Raw genomic sequence first — 17,164 nt, 5'->3', positions numbered from 1 at the left:
GCACGTATAGGAGGGCCGTCGTTTGCTGCTCCCGTATGTCTGCTGATCTGCTACTCACCTTTCCCGTTGCTACCGGAGCCGCTGCTACGGCGGCGGCCCTGGCCCCCCGCCTGCTGGCCCAGGCCCCGCACTCCGACCACGAGGGGGCATTTCCCGAAACCGAGTTCCGCTGGCTGCGCGAAGCCGGCCTGCTGACCGCCCCGCTGGCCCCGGACCAGGGTGGCAGCGGCCTCACCGAGCCGGCCCACACCAACGAGCTGCTGAGCACCCTGCGCCACATCGGGCGCGGCAACCTGGCCGTGGGCCGGGTGTACGAGGGCCACGTGAATGCCTGGCAGCTGCTGCGCCGGTTTGGCCGGCCGGCGCAGGTGGCTGGCTGGGCCGCCGATGCCCGGGCGGGTCACCTGTTCGGCGTCTGGAACACGGAAGGCCCCGACGGCGTGAAGCTGGAACCGCTGCCTGGGGGCCGCTACCGCCTGCGCGGCAGCAAAACGTTTGGCTCGGGCGCGGGTCACCTCACCCGGCCGCTGCTCACGGCCGCCCTGCCCGACGGGGGCTGGCAAATGCTGGTACTGCCCGCCGACACCCGGGTTCCGCAGTACGACAGCTCCTTCTGGCGGCCGTTGGGGATGCGGGCTTCGGCCAGCTTCCGGGTCGATTTGGAAGGGCTGGAAATCGGGCCGGACGACCTGGTGGGCCAGCCCGGCGACTACTACCGCCAGCCCTGGTTCAGCGGGGGTGCCATCCGGTTCGCGGCCGTGCAGCTGGGCGGGGCCGAGGCCGTGTTCGACGAAACCCGCCGGTTTTTGCGCGACCTGCACCGCACCGACGACCCCTACCAGCGCCAGCGCCTGGGCCAGATGAGCGTGCTGGTAGCCAGCGGCCAACACTGGCTCCGGGCCGCCGCCGACGTGGCGGCCCACCCGGCCACGACGGCCGAAACTGCCGTGGCCCACGCCAACCTGATGCGCTCGGCCATTGAGGACTTGTGCCTGCGCCTGCTGCCGCTGGCCGAGCGGTGCGTGGGTGCCCGGGGCCTGCTGCGGCCCGAGCCCTTCGAGCGCCTCCACCGCGACCTGACTCACTACCTGCGCCAGCCCGCCCCCGATGCCGCCCTGGCCGAGGCCGGCCGTTTCGCCCTCGACCACCCCCAACCCGCCCACCAGCTCTGGCATGACTGATTACGAGCCCTTCAATTTTGTAACTCTCCCCTCGCAACCCGCCAGCTACGCCGCTTCGTTGGGTGTTACGGTAGTTGTAGCGCCCCACCCCGACGATGAAAGCCTGGGCTGCGGGGGGCTGCTGGCGCTGCTGGCCCGGGCCGGGGTGCCGGGGTGGTGCGTACTGGTGAGCGACGGCACGATGTCGCACCCAGACTCGGTGAAGTTTCCGGCCCGGGCGCGGCAACTGCTGCGGGAGCAGGAGTTGCAGTTGGCGTTGGCGGAACTGGGCCTGCCCCCCGGCAACCTCACGCCCCTCGGCCTGCCCGACGGCCGCGTACCAGGACCCGGCACGCCCGAAGGTGCGGCGGCAGTTGAGGACCTCGTGGAAATCTTCCAGCGTCAGCAACCAGCCACCATCCTCTGTCCCTGGCGCCGCGACCCCCMCCCCGACCACCGGGCCACCAGCCAGCTGGTGCGGGCGGCACTGGCAACGCTGACTTCGCCGCCGCGCCTGCTGGAGTACATAGTCTGGGCCTGGGAGCGGGCCGCCCCCGCCGACCTGCCCCAACCCGGCGAGGTAACCGGCTGGCAGCTTGCCATCGGGCCGGTACTGGAGCAGAAGCAGCGGGCCATTGCGGCCCACCGTTCCCAGCTCCCCGGCTCCCCGATCAATGACGACCCCGGCGGCTTCACGCTGGCCCCGGCCATGCTGGCGCATTTTGCGCGCCCCTTCGAAGTATATCTGGAAGCCAGCCGGCCGGTCGGGGCAGCCTCGCATCAGGAGGCTACAACAGGCCAGCCCTGGCCGGCCCCCGGCCCCGCCTAACCGAAGCCCGCCCATCTCAGCTACCTGCCCCCACATGGAACCCAACCCCCGTCAACCCCACACGCTGCCGCCGGCCTACTTCGAGCAGGTATACGAGGCCAACCAGGACCCCTGGAACTTTGAAACCAGCCCCTACGAGCGGGATAAATACGCGGCTACCCTGGCCGCACTGCCCCGCAGCCAGTATGCGCGGGCCTTGGAAATTGGCTGCTCCCTGGGAGTTCTGACGGAGCAGCTGGCCCCGCGCTGCGGCCATTTACTGGCCGTGGATGTAGCCACGGCCCCGCTGGAGCGCGCCCGGCAACGCTGCGCCGGCCTGCCGCAGGTAACGTTCGAACAGCGCCGCATTCCGGAGGAATTTCCCGCCGGGCAGTTCGACCTGGTAGTACTATCGGAAGTAGGTTACTATTGGAGCCCGGCCGACCTGGCCCGGGCCACCGAACAAGTTCTGGCGGCGCTGGCACCGGGCGGCCACCTGCTGCTGGTGCACTGGACGCCCCCGGTCCATGACTACCCCCTGACCGGCGATGCGGTGCACGCGTTCTTGCTCAACCGCGCCGGCCCCGACGGCCCCCTGCGCCACTGCCACGGCCAGCGCCAGCCTACTTACCGCCTCGATCTGCTGGAACGCCGGTAACGGGCCAGCGGATACCGCCGGTTACCGGAAGGCCGCCGCTCCGCTATGCCGGGCCAGTTCGCGGCGGAGGGCGGCAATGGCCTGGCGGAGCGGCACGGCCGCGAAACCGCCAGCGGGCAGCACCTGCGGCCGGGCCCACTCCCAGAAGGCCCCGAAGGACGAGAAACCGGCCATAGCCGCCACCAAAAGTTCTGTTTGGGGCCGTTTGCTACTGAACCGGGCAGCAGTTCCGAGCCAGTGTTCCCGCAACTCCCGGCGCAGGCGCAGCTCAGCTATCAGCTCCACCGGGTTGGGGACCAGCGCTTCCTGGGCTCCCAGGCTGGCCCACTCCCGCAGCTGCCACGAAAGGCCCACCGCCACCCGCCCCTGCTGCCGGCCGGAAGTGTATACCCGCACGGCCGGGCTATGGCGCACCGGCAAATCGTGGCGCAGCAGGGCCTGGTAGAGGGCTTCATCTTCCAGGTAGGGCACCACGGGCAGGCCCCCCACCTGCCGGTAGGCGGTCACGGTGAGGGCAAAGCTGGCCCCGAAATGCTGGTGATGACGCGGCCAGGGGTCGTGGGGCTGGGGGTCGAGCTGGGCTTCGAGCTGGGTTCGTAGCAGGTGGTAAGCGGCATCCCGGAGCTGGTAGCGGCGCACGGGGCAAGCCGGGTCGGCATCGGCCATCAGGATGCGGCCGCATACGGCAGCGGCACCCGCAGCGAGTTCCCGGAAAGTGGCCGCGAGCCAGTCGGGGGCCACGCGCGTGTCGGCGTCGGTGCTAATGAGGCAGGCGGCGGGGTGGCCGGCCAGCTCCAGGCGGCGGGCGGCCTCGTCCAGCAGCAAGCGCCGCGCCCGGCCCACGTGGGCCTCGGCGGGGGGCAGGGTCACTTCCGCCACGTACACCGCCACCGACGGATGCCGGGCGGCAAATTCGCGAACGACCCGGGCCGTATCATCGCGGCAGTTGTTGGCCAGCACCAGCACCTCGAACGTGGAGGGCAGCAGCGGGTAGCCCGCCTCGTCCGTCTGGGCCGCCAGGGCCGCTAGCGTGGCAGGCAGGTCGGCCGCTTCGTCCTTGGCCGGGACAACAACGATGGCCCGCAGGCCGGGGGGCGGGGTGGGTAAGTGTTCCCAGGCAGATGCGGGCAGCGCCGCGTTGTTGGGATGAGCCGAATGAAAGTGCAGCGGGGTGGCGTGTTCCATGAGCAGACTTCTACGGCTAATGGACCCGGCGGGTGAGGCAGTTGCGGAGAAAAAACCTTACGGATGAGCTTGAAACGCCTAAAAGCAGAATGCCCCGGCTGTCCGCAGCCGGGGCATTCTGCTTTGTTAACTACTTGATTCGGGCAGGCTAAAAGGCTTCGCCCACGGCGAAGATGATGCCCGAGTTGCCACCCGAGCCCACTCCGTAATCGAGGCGGATGTTGAGCCGGTCACGGCGGTTGAAGCGGAAGCGCACGCCCGCGCCCCCGGCGTACTTGAGCCCGTCGAAGGTGTAGTCGTCGAGGTTGGGGGCAACCTCACCCACGGCTCCAAACAAAACCCCATCAAAGCGCCAGAACAGTTTCTGGCGGATTTCGGCCTGGGCCGTAGTGAACTGCCGGTCGCGGAAACGGGCCTCGTAGATGCCGCGCATCAGGTAGGCATTGTTGTAGAGTGAGCCGCCCAGGGTAGCGCCCATGCCCCCCCACTCGCGGAACGGCACGTTGCCGGTGTGGTACTGCCCCAGAAACTGCATGGCCAGAATGGTATTGTTGGAGCCCAGCAGCGGCGTAAAGTGGCGGGCATCCACCAGGTAGCGCGTGAAGCTATAGTCGCTGCCGAGGCCCTTGCCGTTGAAAAGCATGTGGGCATCCACGAAGTTGCCACGGTAGGTAGCCAGCACGTTGTCGCGGCTGTCGTAGAGGATGGCCGGCCCCACGCCGGAGGTGGTGTAGCCGGCGCGCTGCTCGGCCAGGATGGAGTTGTAGGGAGCCGGGTTGCCGGCATCGGCATCGTCGAGCTTCACCTTGCCCAGATCCGTGAGCCGGTAGCGCACGCCCACAAACAGGTTGGGCACCACCTTCACCAGGGCCTTCTGATCGAACACCCACAGCGGATACTGGATGTTGGACTTGACGTCCTCATCGGTATCGTTGCCCCGGCCGTAGTACTTGAACGCCAGGTCGTAGTAGCTCAGCTCGCCCGAGAAGAAGTATTTCTCTTCCTTGGTGAAGATGGTGTGCGTAAGCTGCACGGTGGTCTGCTTCTGCTGCGAAATCCAGGCAATCAGGCGGGCATTGGACTTGCGCACCGCCGTATCCTGGCCGAAGCGCCAGACGGGCAGAATGGCTACGCCCCCGGCAAAGCCGGTTTCCTGCTGGTAAAAGGCAATGGGCACCGGAATAAAGCTGGGCTTGTCCGGGTCGTCGGGCGTGAGCTTGAACTTGGCGGCCGGGGCCGGGGCCAGGGCCCGGTTCAGGCCCAGGGGGGCGCCGTTTTCGGGGGGGGCAGTCGGGACGACAGTGGCCGCCGTTTCGGAAGCGGGAGCCGCCGAGGCCAGCAAGGAAGTCGTAGGCTCGGGGGTGAGCTGCGCCTGGGCAGCCGGAGCGGCCAGCGCACTTAGCGCCAGCAGCGGGTAGAAAAAGCGCATACGTAGATGGCCGGATCAGGAAATGAGTGGAAAGCCCGTCGTCGACCCGTCCGCCGGCGGCGGACGCGGGCCGCCGGGACCGTGCAGCTACTAACGCAGCGGGAGGCGTCGCGGTTGTCCGGTTCAGCTTGGCCCCTTCAACCCAGCCACAGCATCGAGAGCACGCCCGCCAGCATAATCCATTTGCAGCCGGCACTCAGGCGGGCAAAGTGCTGGCGGCGGTCGGCGCGGCGCAGCTGCACGGCCAGTGCCGCCAGCGGCCCCAGCACCAGGGCCAGCAGCCACAACCCCAACCCAGGCTGATGATGCGCCAGGGCATTGTACGCCGCCCCGGCCACCAGCAGGGCCAGGCACGCCAGGAAAAAGCCCGCAACCCATTTGGTGCGCCCCACGCCCCACACAATGGGCAGCGTGCGGCAGTCGTGCTGGGCGTCGCCGCGCATGTCTTCCACGTCCTTCACGATTTCGCGCACCACCGTCAGCAGAAACGCGGCCAGCGCGTAGCCCCAGACGGCCTCGGAGCCGGTCTGCATCTGCAACTCGGGCAGCAGCACCAGGGCCGCCGTGAGGGTGGCAATGCTCACGTTGCCCACCAGGGCCACCCGTTTAAACCGCACCGAATATCCCCACAGCAGCAAAGCGGAGCCCAGATTTACGAGGCCCAGCAGCGGGGAGAGCAGTCCGCTTACCCCCACGCCTGCCCCCGACAGCAGCAGGTGGGCCAGCATGGCATGGCGGCGGTGCACGGCCCGGCCCACCACCAGCTGCCCCGGCCGGTTGATGGCGTCAATCTTGACGTCGTAGTAATCGTTGATGATGTAGCCCGCCGCCCCGATGCAGAGCGCCGCCAGCACCAGCAGCCCGAAGCCGGGGGCCAGCACCCGCGCCCAGGGCGCGTCCGGCAGCAGCAGGCAGGCCCGCACCAGCAGCAGGCACAGGGCCATTATCAGCAGGTTGGGCAGCCGGATCAGGCGGGCCAGCGTGCGCCCGCCCCCCCGCCCGCCCACGGGGGCAACAAACTCAGCGGGGAAAGAGGAAGGCGACATGAGCAGCGGGAGCCAAACGAGCGGGAAATACGACTGCAAAGATGCACTACGCTACTCTACCCTACTAAATATTGCGGCATAAAAACGGGGAGGCCCGACCTTTGGAGTTCCTACACTTCTCAGCCCGTTCCTCCCCGTGAAGCACCGCCTCAAAGCCAAACTTACGACCCTTTTGCAACAGGTGCCCATTGTGCGCCATCTGTCTCGGCAAAAGTTTATTGCTCAGTTTATTATCGGACTCATCAAGAGCCGCAACGTGCAATTTGGCGAAGTTGCTCACCATCTCAACGACGAAGTCAAAGTGGCCTCCAACGAGACCCGCATCCAGGATTTCTTCCGCGAAGTATCGCTCGATTATGGTCTGCTAGCGCACCTGCTGTTGCGCCTGTTGCCCGCCACGGGCAAGTTGCGTCTATGCGTAGACCGCACCGAATGGGATTTCGGCCAGTGCCAGGTAAACATCTTGCTCGTTACCGTCGGGCAGGGTGCCTTTCAGCTGCCCTTGTACTGGGAATTGCTCGACAATCGCAGCGGCAATTCCAGTGCGGCTGACCGCATTGCCCTGCTACAAACCTGCGTACGCGTGCTGGGCAAGCACCGCATTGGCCTGGTGCTGGGCGACCGCGAGTTTGTGGGCCACGTGTGGTTAAAATGGCTTAAGGACAACGGGTTGAATTTCGTTATGCGCCTGCCCAAGCACCATCAACTCACCTTCGCTAACGGGCGGCGGGTGGCCGTACCCGACCTGGGGCTGGCGGCTGGCCAGGTGCGCCGCTTCGCCCAGGTGCAACTCGACGGCGTGTGGGGACAGGTCTGGGTCAAGGCCTTGGCCGAGGGCGATTTTCTGTTCTTGTTTGGCAACGTGGGCTTGCCTTACATGGACCAGCTCTACGCCAAACGCTGGACGATTGAGCAATGCTTCCAAAACCTGAAAGGACGCGGTTTTAACCTGGAGGCCAGCCATTTGCGTTGTCGCCAGAAGCTGCGCAAGCTCGTCGCCCTGGTCAGTTTAGCCTACGCCTTGTGCCTGAGTGTGGGCACGGTGGCCCACGCCAAGCGTGCCCCGATTAAGCGCAAGAACCATGGCTACCGGGCCACCAGCCTAAGCCGCCACGGCCTCAATATCTTACGCCAACTCACCCGCCCCGTCACGAGCCCGCATGAACCGATGGCCCGGATGGTGGACGCCTTGCTGCGCTGGATTAGCTGGAAAGTCGCTCGTTATCAGGTAACTAAAATAGTAGGGTAGAGTAGCACTACGCCAAACCGATAAAGCCAGAAAGCCCCTTCCGAGGGCGGAAGGGGCTTTCTGCCAAGCCGCAGCCGGCCAGCTGGTGCCGCTACACCCGCTTCACGTTCACGGCATTAACGCCTTTTTTGCCTTCCTGGGTGTCAAATTCCACGCGGTCATTCTGCTGAATCTGCCCCCCGTTGAGGCCGGTAACATGGACAAAGAAATCTTCCTTCGTGCCGTCTTCCGTAATGAAGCCATAGCCTTTGTCTTCATTATAGAACTTTACGGTGCCTGTTTTCATGAAAAAGAGGAAATGAGTGGATGATGGTCGGGTAAATATAGAGGGATTTCGCAAATGCGCACCCCCCGTAAAGGCCCGTTCACCACTGTCTAACCCCATAATCCTCAGCCCCGACCACTCCCGCAGGCGCGGCCGTGCTACCAGGTGTTCTGGGCTTTCATCACGGCCTCAATCAGCTCGCGCACCGCCCCGTGCCCACCGGGCAGCCGGGCTACATACTGGCTGATGGCGCGCACATCGGTGGCCGCGTCGGCGGGGCACGCGGCCACGGCGCAGCGGCGCATCACCTCCAGATCGGGCATGTCGTCGCCCATGTAGGCAATGTGCTCGGGGCTGAGGTGGTAGGTATTGAGGTAGTTGTTGAAGATTTTCATCTTGTCATCCACCCCCAGGTACATGTCGCGCACGTCCAGCGACTCCAGCCGCTTGCGCACGCCCTCCTCCTCGCGGCCCGAAATAACGGCCACCCGGTAGCCTTTGCGCAGGGCGTGGCGCACGGCGTAGCCGTCGTGGATGTGAAAGGCCCGGGCCTGCTCCCCCGTATTCAGGGCCAGCAGGGTACCATCAGTCAGCACCCCGTCCACGTCGAAGATAAACACTTTGATGGCCGTTAAATCGGCCGCGCCGGCTGTCGTACTCATAGGCATGAAAAAAGACCGCAGCCCTGCCGCCGGTCGGTCCGACTGGCTCAGCACTCTGCGGCGCTCCGTAAGTAGGCTTTATTTTATTGATTATCCCGCCACTCGTACACCCACTTGGCCTGAATCTGCTCCAGGTGGCCCTCATTGGACTGTTCGCGGGTTCCCTCAAAGTTGGGTAGCGTCATGATCCAGTCCAGCAGTTCGGTAAACCGGATGCGGTAGATTTTGGCTTCGGTGAAATCGTCGCCGAACTTCTCGTAGAGGGCCATGGCAACGTCTTCATGGTCGCTCCACTGCATTGGGGGCTCGAAATGGTTCATAGGGGAAGGAATACGTTGGAAAGTTGAGAAGTTTTAGCGTTAGAAAGTGGCTGAAAGATGAAGGTCGAACCCGGGCACAAGGCCCTGCCCGACTACTTTCTAACTTCCCAACTTGCTAACTCATTAACTACGGTTAGTGGCCCAGGAAATGCTGGGGTGGAATGAGCACGACCACGTCGGCGTTGCCCTGCACCACGCACTGACAGCCCAGGCGGGAGTTGATGCGCGGGTTTTCGGCCCGGTCGATGAAGTCTTCTTCCGCATCCGAAATTTCGGGCAGGTCCTGCTCGCCCGCTACGATGTAGACGTGGCAGGTGCTGCACCCGCACACTCCCCCGCAGTTGTGCTGGAGCTGAATGTCGTTGTTGAGGGCTACGTCCAGCACCGACTCGCCTTCGGCGGCCACGTGGGTCTGGGCGGGCTGGCCGTCCTGAAACTTAAAGGTGATATTGACGGCTTTCACGGCGGAATGCTAGGGTAAACGAGGCAAAAATCAGAAGGGGCAAAGGTACGGACGCCTCCCCCCGAATCAAAGCTACCCCGGCGGCGGATTGTTTGCCCCGCCCCCGGCCACGTCCTGAATGCTGGCCGTAAGGCCTCCATATAAGGCCAGCCAACGCGGGTGAGCCGCCAGGGCCCCGGCATGGCGCGCCAGCGTGGCGGCATCGTGGCGGACGGCGGGGCCGGTCTGGGCCTCGAAGGGCGGTTGGGTCAGGGCCTTGTCCACGGTTTCGCGGATCAGGGGGTGCAGCAGCTGCCAGGGCAGGCCGGCCTGCTCCAGCAGTTCGCGCGCGATACCCAGCAAGTGGTTGGGAAAATTGCTGGCCCACACGGCCGCCACGTGCAGTTGCAGCCGCCGGGCCGAATCCACTTCCCGCACGTCTTGGCTCAGCGACTCGGCCAGCGCGTGCAAAGTAGCCAAGCCCGCCGCATCGGCCGCTTCCAGGCACAGCGGCACCGTCGGCCAGTCGATGGTGCGGCCCGGCCCGAAGGTCTGGAGTGGGTAGAACACGCCCCCGCGCAGCTCCGGCCGCGCCGCGAATACGGCCAGTGGCAGGGCTCCGGCCGTGTGGGCCACCATACTGCCCGCCGGCACCCGGGCCGCGGCCAGCACTTGCGGCACCACCGCATCGGGCAGGGCCAGCAGGTACACGTCGGCGGCGGGTAAGTCGGCCAGACTGGTCAGCTCCCGGGCCTGGGGCAGGTGCCGGGCCAGCGCGGCGGCCGCCACCGCCGTCCGGCTCCAGACGCCCACTACCGCGTGGCCGGCGGCGGCCAGTGCCGGCCCCAGGTGGTGGGCCACCCGGCCGGCTCCCAGCAGCACCACCCGCACGGGAGCAAACACCCGGGGCGGGCAGGTAGCAGAAGCATCAGCAATCATCATTGAATTTACTTTTTTGGGGGTTTTTATGAAAAATCATTCAGCTTTTCGCGCAAAATTCGACAACTTGTGCGTTCAAATTGCCCTGGTCGGCGAACAAGCCGCAACAGGACAGCTGAGCCGTTTTTGTATTTTCTCCATTTTCTTCCTGTCACTTTCCTATGACAAAAATCTACCAAACAGGCACTAGCGTTGGCACTTGGCGCAAGCTAGCCTTTATGAGCGTGCTGGGGCTGGCTACTTCGGTATCCTATGGCCAGGAGCAAGGCCGGCCGATAGTCGGCAAGAATATGCAACTATCCCGGAGCATGAAGCCGGGTACGGCCAAGCGCACCAACGCCTTACCCTACCCGGCCAGCCGCGGGCAAAACGTAGCGGGTACGTACACCGACCTGGGCACTACGGGTACGGCCATTGCCACGGCCAACCTGGATGATGCCAACTCCGGCGTACAGGATATTGGGTTCAAATTTTCCTACAACGGTGTCGATTTCACGAAGTTCGTCCTGAATACGAACGGCTTCATCAAGCTCGGAGAAGTAGCGCCTGTTGATCCGGAGGATACCGACATCCTTGTGAACAGCACGGATCAGAACGTCATTGCGCCGGCTTCGGGCATTGACCTGGCGGGGGCCGTTAACCAGACGACCTCTCCGACTGAATACCGGGTGTTCACCTCGAATGATCCGGTGGGTAGCCGCGTGTGTACTATCCAGTTCAAGAACCTGAGCGACCAGTTGCCTGGCAATACGACCGCCCAGTTTGCTACCATGCAGTTCCAGATTAAACTGTATGAGAGCAGCAACATGGTTGAATTCGTGTATGGCGCCTGGACCAGCAGCGGCAATACCGCCCTTGGCAAAGGCTTCCTGGTGGGTCTGAAGGGCAGCAGCGAAGCTCCGACCGACCTCAGCCTGGCCTATAAAGCCAGCAGCTCCACGGCCTGGACTACCACGGTTTTCCAAACCGTAGTGGGCACCAACTACGCCCCCCACTTCGTTCGCAACACCTTCCTGCCGGATCCGGGTCGCACCTACCGGTTCCGCACCCAGGCGGCTACCGATGCGGGGGTCACCACCATCTACACGATGGGCAAGCTGGCCGTACCCAACTCCTTGCCACACGTGGTTTCGGCAGTTGTAACCAACAACGGCAGCGCACCTCTTACTAGTCTGCCCGTAACGCTCACGGTGGGCGGGGCCAACACCTTCGTCAACGTCAAAACGGTGGCCTCCCTCGCAGTTGGGGCCAGCCAGACGGTAACGTTTGATGCCTACCCTACTCCGTTGGTACTGGGCACCAACACGGTAACGGTAAGTGTGCCCGCTGACGGCGACAACACGAACAACTCCCTGCCTTACACGCAGGAGATTACGGCTGACCAGGTAGCTTATATCAATGCCTCCCAGGCACTCGTAGCCGGGGGCATTACCCTGACGGACGCTCAGAGCGCTCCTCTCCCGGGCGGCTCTCTGGCGGTAAAATACAAGAACAGCCAGCCAGTGGCTATCACTCAGGTAAAAGCGGGTTTCCCTGCTGGAACGGCTGCTACCTTCCAGGTACTGGTCCTGAATTCTGATGGGGCGAATGGTACGCCGGGTACTATTCTTTACAGTTCCCCGGTGCAAAACCGTCCTGCTACGGCGGGCACAGTAACGGTACTCGTACCTAGCATCGTTGTGCAGGGAGATTTCCACGTAGCCGTGAAACAGGTTACGGGCGGCATCGCACTGGGCTATCAGAACGAGCTTCCACTGCGGGCCAACACCTTTTTCGTGCAGTTTGAACCAGGCCCGACCTGGTCGTCGCTGAGCACTTTCGCCGGTGCTCCCTACCGTCTGGCGCTGGATGCCGTGCTGTCTCCCGTCCCAACCTGCATCACGCCGACGAGCCTGGCCATCAGCAAAGTGGGTATCACCACGGCTACGGTGTCTTTCAACGGGCCGGCTAACGCCACGGGCTATACCGTTATTTATGGCGCCAAAGGCTTTGATCCGGCAACGGGCGGCACTTCGGTTACCACTACCGCTTCTCCTTATGCTCTCACGGGCCTCGCGGCCAGCACTGAATACGACGTATACGTACGGGCCAACTGCGGCGCAACCGATAAGAGCTTCCTGGCTGGCCCGGTGCAGTTCAAAACGGATTGCCAGCCCCCGGTTATTTCTACTTTCCCCTACGCCGAGAACTTCGACAGCGTACTGCCCGGGGCTATTCCCTGTGGCCTCATCGTTTCCGATGACAATGCGGACGGTAAAACCTGGATGGTAGTCGGCAACGACGGTGCCGGCCGTTTCCCGGCTTCCGCTCCTAACCAGATGCGCTACGCCTTCAGCTCCACCGTTGCGGCCAACGACTGGTTCTACACCAACCCGCTGGCCCTGAAGGCCGGTACGTCTTACCTGGTGTCGTTCAAGTACCGGGGCGCTCAGCCCAGCAGCACCGAGAAGCTGGAAGTGAAGTACGGCACGGCCACTACCGCCGCCGCCCAGACCAACCTGCTGTGGAAGAACGAGGCCATTACCAACGCCGACTACGTTACCGCTACCGGCGGCACGGCAGTGGGCCAGGTAACGCCTATCACGCCCACGGCCGACGGCAACTACTACGTAGGCTTCCACGTGTTCAGCGCCGCTAACCAGTTCAACCTCTACATTGATGATGTAACGGTAACAACTGCGGTAGTCAACAGCTCTTCGTCGGCATTGGCACGGGCCATCAACCTCTACCCCAACCCCACGGCGGGCAACCTCACCGTGGAAGTGCGCGGGGCCAACGCCAAAGGCGGCCTCCAGGTAGAAGTAACCAACATGCTGGGCCAGCGCGTGCACACCGCCACGGTGCGCGGCAACGGCACCAGCCAGGTTGACCTCTCGACCCTCGCCAACGGCATGTACACCGTGAAGGTGCGCAACGGCAGCGAGTACATGGTAAGCCGCATTGCCATCCAGAAGTAATTTCTAACTGGTAGTGCTTGTATAAAAAGGGCCGCCCGGTGGGCGGCCCTTTTTTGTGGTCTTTCTGGCCCATAGTTCCGTGCCAAACCTCAGCTGCTCTACCTATCAGAACGCCCGTAGCATTGAAAACACAATAGCTCGCCAATGCTACAGTCGGCTTGTAGCATTGAAAACATAATAGCTCCCCAATGCTACAAACGTTCTGTAGCATTAAAAACACAATAGCTTCCCAATGCTACAGGCATTGCGCGCTTCGCCGCAGGCAGGCTGCGCTGCTTGATTCGGCCAGGTCTATTCCCCGGTAGTTTCTCCCCAACTCCGCGAGTTGGGGGCGCTTCTGGTGATATACTACGTTGCGGGCTGGCTAGGCTACCTGCCGGGGCTTGGGCTGCACCGGCCGCGGGCGGACGCCGGTAGCCGGAGCGGCTACGGCCGGGGCCTCGGTTTCGCGGCGGCGCTTGTAAAGGGCCATGCCGAAGCCAAGCGCCATGAGCAGCGTGCCGCTCCAGAGCAGGTTGATGAAGGGCTTCTCAACGGCTTTCAGAATGATGTAGTCCTTCTGGGTGGTGCTCACGCCGAAAGTAAACTTGCTTTGCTGGGTGTCCACGTTCAGGAAGGAGAGGCGCAGGCCCAGGTCCTCCACTTCGTCGGGCACGCGGCCGATGAGGCGGTTGCGGACCACGAACATCGGATGCACGTGGTACTGCTTCTTCTCGCCGTACACCAGGAAGTCGCCCTGAATGGCCAGGTCGTCCTTGTTGAGGCCCAGGCCGGCGGTCTGGTGGGCGGGCTCCACGCCCCGGAACACGGCAATGTAGTCGTTGAGTACAATGGTGTCGCCCACGCTCAGCACGTACTCCTGCACTTCGCTCCAATCCTTCTCCTTATCAATGGGCGGCACGGCGCTGATGTGGGAGTAGATGTCGTGGTCGGCGAACTTCTTGATGTCGGGCGAGGCCAGCAGGCCGCCCATCTGCTCGTTTACCTGGGCGCGGGGATAAAGCACGAACTTTTCCTTCGTCTTGCGGTCCTGGTACTCCACGCGGTAGTAGGTGTTTTCGGGCAGGATTTCGAGCGTGTCGCCGGCTTTGTAGTACAGCTCGTCGCCGCGCTTAATGTCGGCGCGGGCCAGGGCCTTGTACTCGTCGGCGGTGCGGAACAGGAGCTGCTTGTCCACGTAGCCGGGCACGCCGGGCACATCGAAGAACTGGCCGGTGTAACGCACGTCGTACTTGCCCATGGGGGCGGCGTCGTTGCGCCAGAGCAGCACGTTGTCCTGGTTGGTGGTCTGGTCGAACTCGCGGGAGTAGAGCAGGCCCGACACGTTCTGGCTGATGATGTTGGAGTAGCCGGCCGAGGCCAGCACGCCCAGCAGCATGAGGGCAATGCCGATGTGGGCCACGCCGCCTCCCGAAAGGCTCACCTTGCGCCGAATCAGGGTCAGCACCATGCTCAGGTTGGCCAGCACGGCAAACAGGGCGGTAGTCAGCAGCACAATGTAGGCCAGCTCCATTTTGTGGCCGTAGTACTGCACCAGCAAAATCACGAGGGCCGCACCGAGCAGCGCCAGAATAGCCGGCACGGTGAGCGTATTGGTCAGGCTCGACTTATCGTTCTTCTGCCACCACATCACCTGGGCCAGGCCCGAGCAGAAGGCCACCCCCACGCCCATCCAGAGCTGGAACTTGGTGTAGTGGGCAATCTGGTCGGCGGGCAGGGCCAGGTTGGACTTGATGCCAATGAAGCCCAGGAAGGCGTTGTAGACTGGAATGCTGGTGGTAAACAGCACCTGAAACGCGCCCAGGCACAGCACCGTGGCTCCCACAAACACCCACAACTCGGCATTATAAGTAGTCAGCTCTTTCTCGGAAATCGGAATTTTTTTCCAACGCGAAATCAGCAGCGCAATGCTGAGCACGGCGAAGAAGGCCAGGTAAATGATGAGCTGGCCCGAGAGGCCCAGGTCGGTGAAGGAGTGGACCGAGGCATTGCCCAGCACGCCCGAGCGGGTGAGGAAGGTGGCGTAGAGAATGAGCAGGAAGGTGGCAATGACCAGCACGAAGGATGTGCGCAGGGCCGTGCGGCTGCGCTGCCAGAGCACCAGCCCGTGCAGGGAAGCCACCAGCACCAGCCACGGAATGTACACCGCGTTTTCCACGGGGTCCCAGTTCCAGTAGCCCCCGAAGTTGAGGGTTTCGTAGGCCCAGTAAGCGCCCATCACGACGCCCACGCCCAGAATCATGCCGCCCCAGAGCGTCCAGCGCATGGCCGGGCGCACCCATTTGGTGTACTCACCCTTCCAGAGGCCGGCAATGGCGTAGGCAAAGGGTACCAGTGTGAGAGCAAAGCCCAGGAACAGCGTGGGCGGGTGAATCACCATCCAGTAGTTCTGGAGCAGCGCGTTCAGGCCGGTGCCGTCGGCAGGCACGAAATTGGGGTTGGTTTTCCAGACCGGCAGATCGGGCATGAAGTCGCGCAGCAGGATGAAGGGCGAGGAGCCGATTTTGAGCTCGCCCAGCACCACGCCCAGAATCATGGACGTCAGGAAAAGCTGCACGCCCGCGAAAATGGCCATCACCGGGGCTTCCCAGCGTTTGGAAGCGCGCATCAGGATGAGGCCCAGGCAGACGTGCCAGAAAATCCAGAGCAGGAAGCTGCCCTCCTGCCCTTCCCAGAAGCAGGAAATCATGTAGTACACCGGCAGGTGGTTGCTGCTGTGGCTCCAGGCGTAGTAGTACTCGTAGCGGTGGCCGTGGATGATGCCGAACAGGCACACAATCACGGAAATCACGGCCACGGCGTGGACCAGAAACGCGCCGCGCCCCAGGCGCAGCCAGGCCGCGTCGGTGTCGCCGAGGGCGCGGCCCCGGGCGGCCATGTAGTAGGAGTACGCGGCCACCGTGGCGGCGACGAAGGCTACAATGACACTCAGGTGCCCGGCGTTGCCAATGAAGGTGTTCAACATGGATACGGCGTTGGAAAAGCGAAAGTCAGTCTGCCAGTATATCTACCAGCCTGACCGTAAGTTGTTTTTTAATGGCACCGTCCGTTGCCGGTGACGGTGGTGGAGGTAGGCGGCCGGATCAGCGGGCCGGATGACGGCGGCGCATCCGCGTAGCCCGCTTCTCCCACTGTTTCCGCTCCCAGACTTGCTGGCGGACCCGCCGCTCGTTGGTGGGCGGCGGGGCGTTGGTAGGGAGCGGGCTGAAATTGTACCACTGCTGCTGCACGACTACGGGTGGCCCAACCGTAGCCCCGGCTACCACCTGGTAGAGGTAGCGGCCGGGCGCGGCCAGCGTGTCGGTGAAGGCATAGTCGGGGGCGGCCCCGCCGTAGGTGGTGCGGGCTACCGGCACGGCCGCCCGGCGGGCGGCGCGGGTTTCGGCCGCCTCCCGCCGCCACACCTGAAATTCCGGCACCGTGCCCACCGAATCGGCCAGCGTCCAGCGCAGCGTTACGAGGCGGCTGGCCTGCGGGGCGGCCGGCGGCGGGGGTGGGTCGAGGGCCGGCAGGCCCTGGTGGTGCTTGCTCACGGTGAGAGTAAACTGGCAGAAGTCGCGCAGATAGCCATCCACGTTCAGCAGGTAGGGCTGGCCGGCCCGCAACGAATCCAGCATCACAAACACATCGTTCTGGGAGCCAAGTGAGGTGCACGAGCGCACCCGGTAGGTGGCGGGCTGGCAGGGCGTCCCGGTCAGCACCACCAGCTGCACCCCGCGCACGTCGCGGCACTGCTGCCCGCCGATGTTCACGAAGTAGCGGCCGGCCACGGGGGGCGTAAACTCGAACCACTGGTCGTTGTGGTACTGAATGCATTTGCCGGTCAGGCTTTCCTCCACGCAGTTCCACTGCACGGTGCAGTTGCTGGTATTGGAGCGGGCCGGCTCCTCGGCCCGCAGCACCCGTCGCCGGGCAATGTCGTCGTTGGCAACCTGGGCCTGGAGGGGAATTAAGAGGGTAAAGCTGAAAAGCAAAAACGCGGAGAATAGCGGAAGCAAACGCGGGAGCGAGCAACACGTTGCTTTTGCCAGCCCCGCTGTTTGT

15 protein-coding genes are annotated in these 17,164 nt (G+C 63.8%); 5 read left to right on the top strand and 10 right to left on the bottom strand.

Going from position 1 to position 17,164, the window contains the following annotated elements:
* Positions 1-35: 35 nt before the first annotated feature.
* Genes D0T11_RS07555 through D0T11_RS07545 form a run of 3 tightly spaced genes read left to right on the top strand, consistent with a single transcriptional unit; the run spans position 36 to position 2,626 of the window.
* On the top strand, positions 36-1,181 hold the full coding sequence (locus tag D0T11_RS07555; RefSeq protein ID WP_119655176.1) for an acyl-CoA dehydrogenase family protein: 1,146 nt from the start codon (positions 36-38) through the stop codon (positions 1,179-1,181).
* A complete protein-coding gene (locus D0T11_RS07550) occupies positions 1,174-1,989 on the top strand; it encodes a PIG-L deacetylase family protein (RefSeq protein ID WP_119655175.1) in 816 nt (271 codons plus the stop codon). The genes D0T11_RS07555 and D0T11_RS07550 overlap by 8 nt, the downstream gene beginning before the upstream one ends.
* Before the next feature lie 34 nt (positions 1,990-2,023).
* Positions 2,024-2,626 carry a class I SAM-dependent DNA methyltransferase gene (locus D0T11_RS07545; protein ID WP_119655174.1) on the top strand — a complete coding sequence of 201 codons (603 nt, stop codon included), beginning with the start codon at positions 2,024-2,026 and terminating at the stop codon, positions 2,624-2,626.
* A gap of 21 nt (positions 2,627-2,647) precedes the next feature.
* On the opposite strand, the gene D0T11_RS07540 is transcribed toward D0T11_RS07545, so the two are convergent.
* The 3 genes from D0T11_RS07540 to D0T11_RS07530 all read right to left on the bottom strand — a co-directional run bounded on the left by D0T11_RS07540 (position 2,648) and on the right by D0T11_RS07530 (position 6,286).
* Entirely contained in the window at positions 2,648-3,811 is a 1,164-nt protein-coding gene (locus D0T11_RS07540) for a glycosyltransferase (RefSeq protein ID WP_119655173.1), read from the bottom strand.
* A 148-nt stretch (positions 3,812-3,959) separates the two neighbouring features.
* A complete protein-coding gene (locus D0T11_RS07535) occupies positions 3,960-5,240 on the bottom strand; it encodes a BamA/TamA family outer membrane protein (RefSeq protein WP_119655172.1) in 1,281 nt (426 codons plus the stop codon).
* A gap of 137 nt (positions 5,241-5,377) precedes the next feature.
* The gene (locus D0T11_RS07530) at positions 5,378-6,286 is read right to left on the bottom strand and encodes a geranylgeranylglycerol-phosphate geranylgeranyltransferase (RefSeq protein WP_119655171.1); all 909 of its coding nucleotides are present in this window, start codon (positions 6,284-6,286) and stop codon (positions 5,378-5,380) included.
* Positions 6,287-6,476: 190 nt separating this feature from the next.
* On the opposite strand from D0T11_RS07530, the gene D0T11_RS07525 reads away from it, so the two are divergent.
* Entirely contained in the window at positions 6,477-7,535 is a 1,059-nt protein-coding gene (locus tag D0T11_RS07525; RefSeq protein WP_182888299.1) for an IS4 family transposase, read from the top strand.
* 91 nt (positions 7,536-7,626) lie between these two features.
* Here D0T11_RS07525 and D0T11_RS07520 read toward each other — a convergent pair whose 3' ends face one another.
* The 5 genes from D0T11_RS07520 to D0T11_RS07500 form a co-directional block, all read right to left on the bottom strand.
* On the bottom strand, positions 7,627-7,821 hold the full coding sequence (locus D0T11_RS07520) for a cold-shock protein (protein ID WP_119655169.1): 195 nt from the start codon (positions 7,819-7,821) through the stop codon (positions 7,627-7,629).
* A 137-nt stretch (positions 7,822-7,958) separates the two neighbouring features.
* Complete coding sequence (locus tag D0T11_RS07515) at positions 7,959-8,462, bottom strand: KdsC family phosphatase (RefSeq protein WP_119655168.1); 504 nt, start codon at positions 8,460-8,462, stop codon at positions 7,959-7,961.
* A gap of 83 nt (positions 8,463-8,545) precedes the next feature.
* The gene (gene iscX / locus D0T11_RS07510; protein ID WP_119655167.1) at positions 8,546-8,782 is read right to left on the bottom strand and encodes a Fe-S cluster assembly protein IscX; all 237 of its coding nucleotides are present in this window, start codon (positions 8,780-8,782) and stop codon (positions 8,546-8,548) included.
* Between the two features lie 133 nt (positions 8,783-8,915).
* Positions 8,916-9,245, bottom strand: coding sequence for a 2Fe-2S iron-sulfur cluster-binding protein (locus tag D0T11_RS07505; RefSeq protein ID WP_119655166.1), 330 nt, complete (start codon positions 9,243-9,245; stop codon positions 8,916-8,918).
* Positions 9,246-9,317: 72 nt separating this feature from the next.
* Positions 9,318-10,166, bottom strand: a complete 849-nt coding sequence (locus D0T11_RS07500) for a Rossmann-like and DUF2520 domain-containing protein (protein ID WP_119655165.1) — start codon at positions 10,164-10,166, stop codon at positions 9,318-9,320.
* A 158-nt stretch (positions 10,167-10,324) separates the two neighbouring features.
* Here D0T11_RS07500 and D0T11_RS07495 point away from each other — a divergent pair, with 158 nt between their 5' ends.
* Entirely contained in the window at positions 10,325-13,120 is a 2,796-nt protein-coding gene (locus D0T11_RS07495; protein WP_119655164.1) for a T9SS type A sorting domain-containing protein, read from the top strand.
* A 364-nt stretch (positions 13,121-13,484) separates the two neighbouring features.
* On the opposite strand, the gene ccsA is transcribed toward D0T11_RS07495, so the two are convergent.
* Both ccsA and D0T11_RS07485 read right to left on the bottom strand, forming a co-directional pair.
* Entirely contained in the window at positions 13,485-16,085 is a 2,601-nt protein-coding gene (gene ccsA, locus D0T11_RS07490) for a cytochrome c biogenesis protein CcsA (RefSeq protein ID WP_119655163.1), read from the bottom strand.
* A 118-nt stretch (positions 16,086-16,203) separates the two neighbouring features.
* Positions 16,204-17,094: a hypothetical protein gene (locus D0T11_RS07485; RefSeq protein WP_119655162.1), complete on the bottom strand. Its 891-nt coding sequence runs from the start codon at positions 17,092-17,094 to the stop codon at positions 16,204-16,206.
* Positions 17,095-17,164: the final 70 nt, after the last annotated feature.

It is taken from the genome of Hymenobacter rubripertinctus (genome assembly GCF_003583925.1).
Taxonomy (GTDB): domain Bacteria; phylum Bacteroidota; class Bacteroidia; order Cytophagales; family Hymenobacteraceae; genus Hymenobacter; species Hymenobacter rubripertinctus.
Note: the sequence above shows the minus strand (reverse complement) of the source record. Positions and strands in the feature narration are given on the sequence as shown.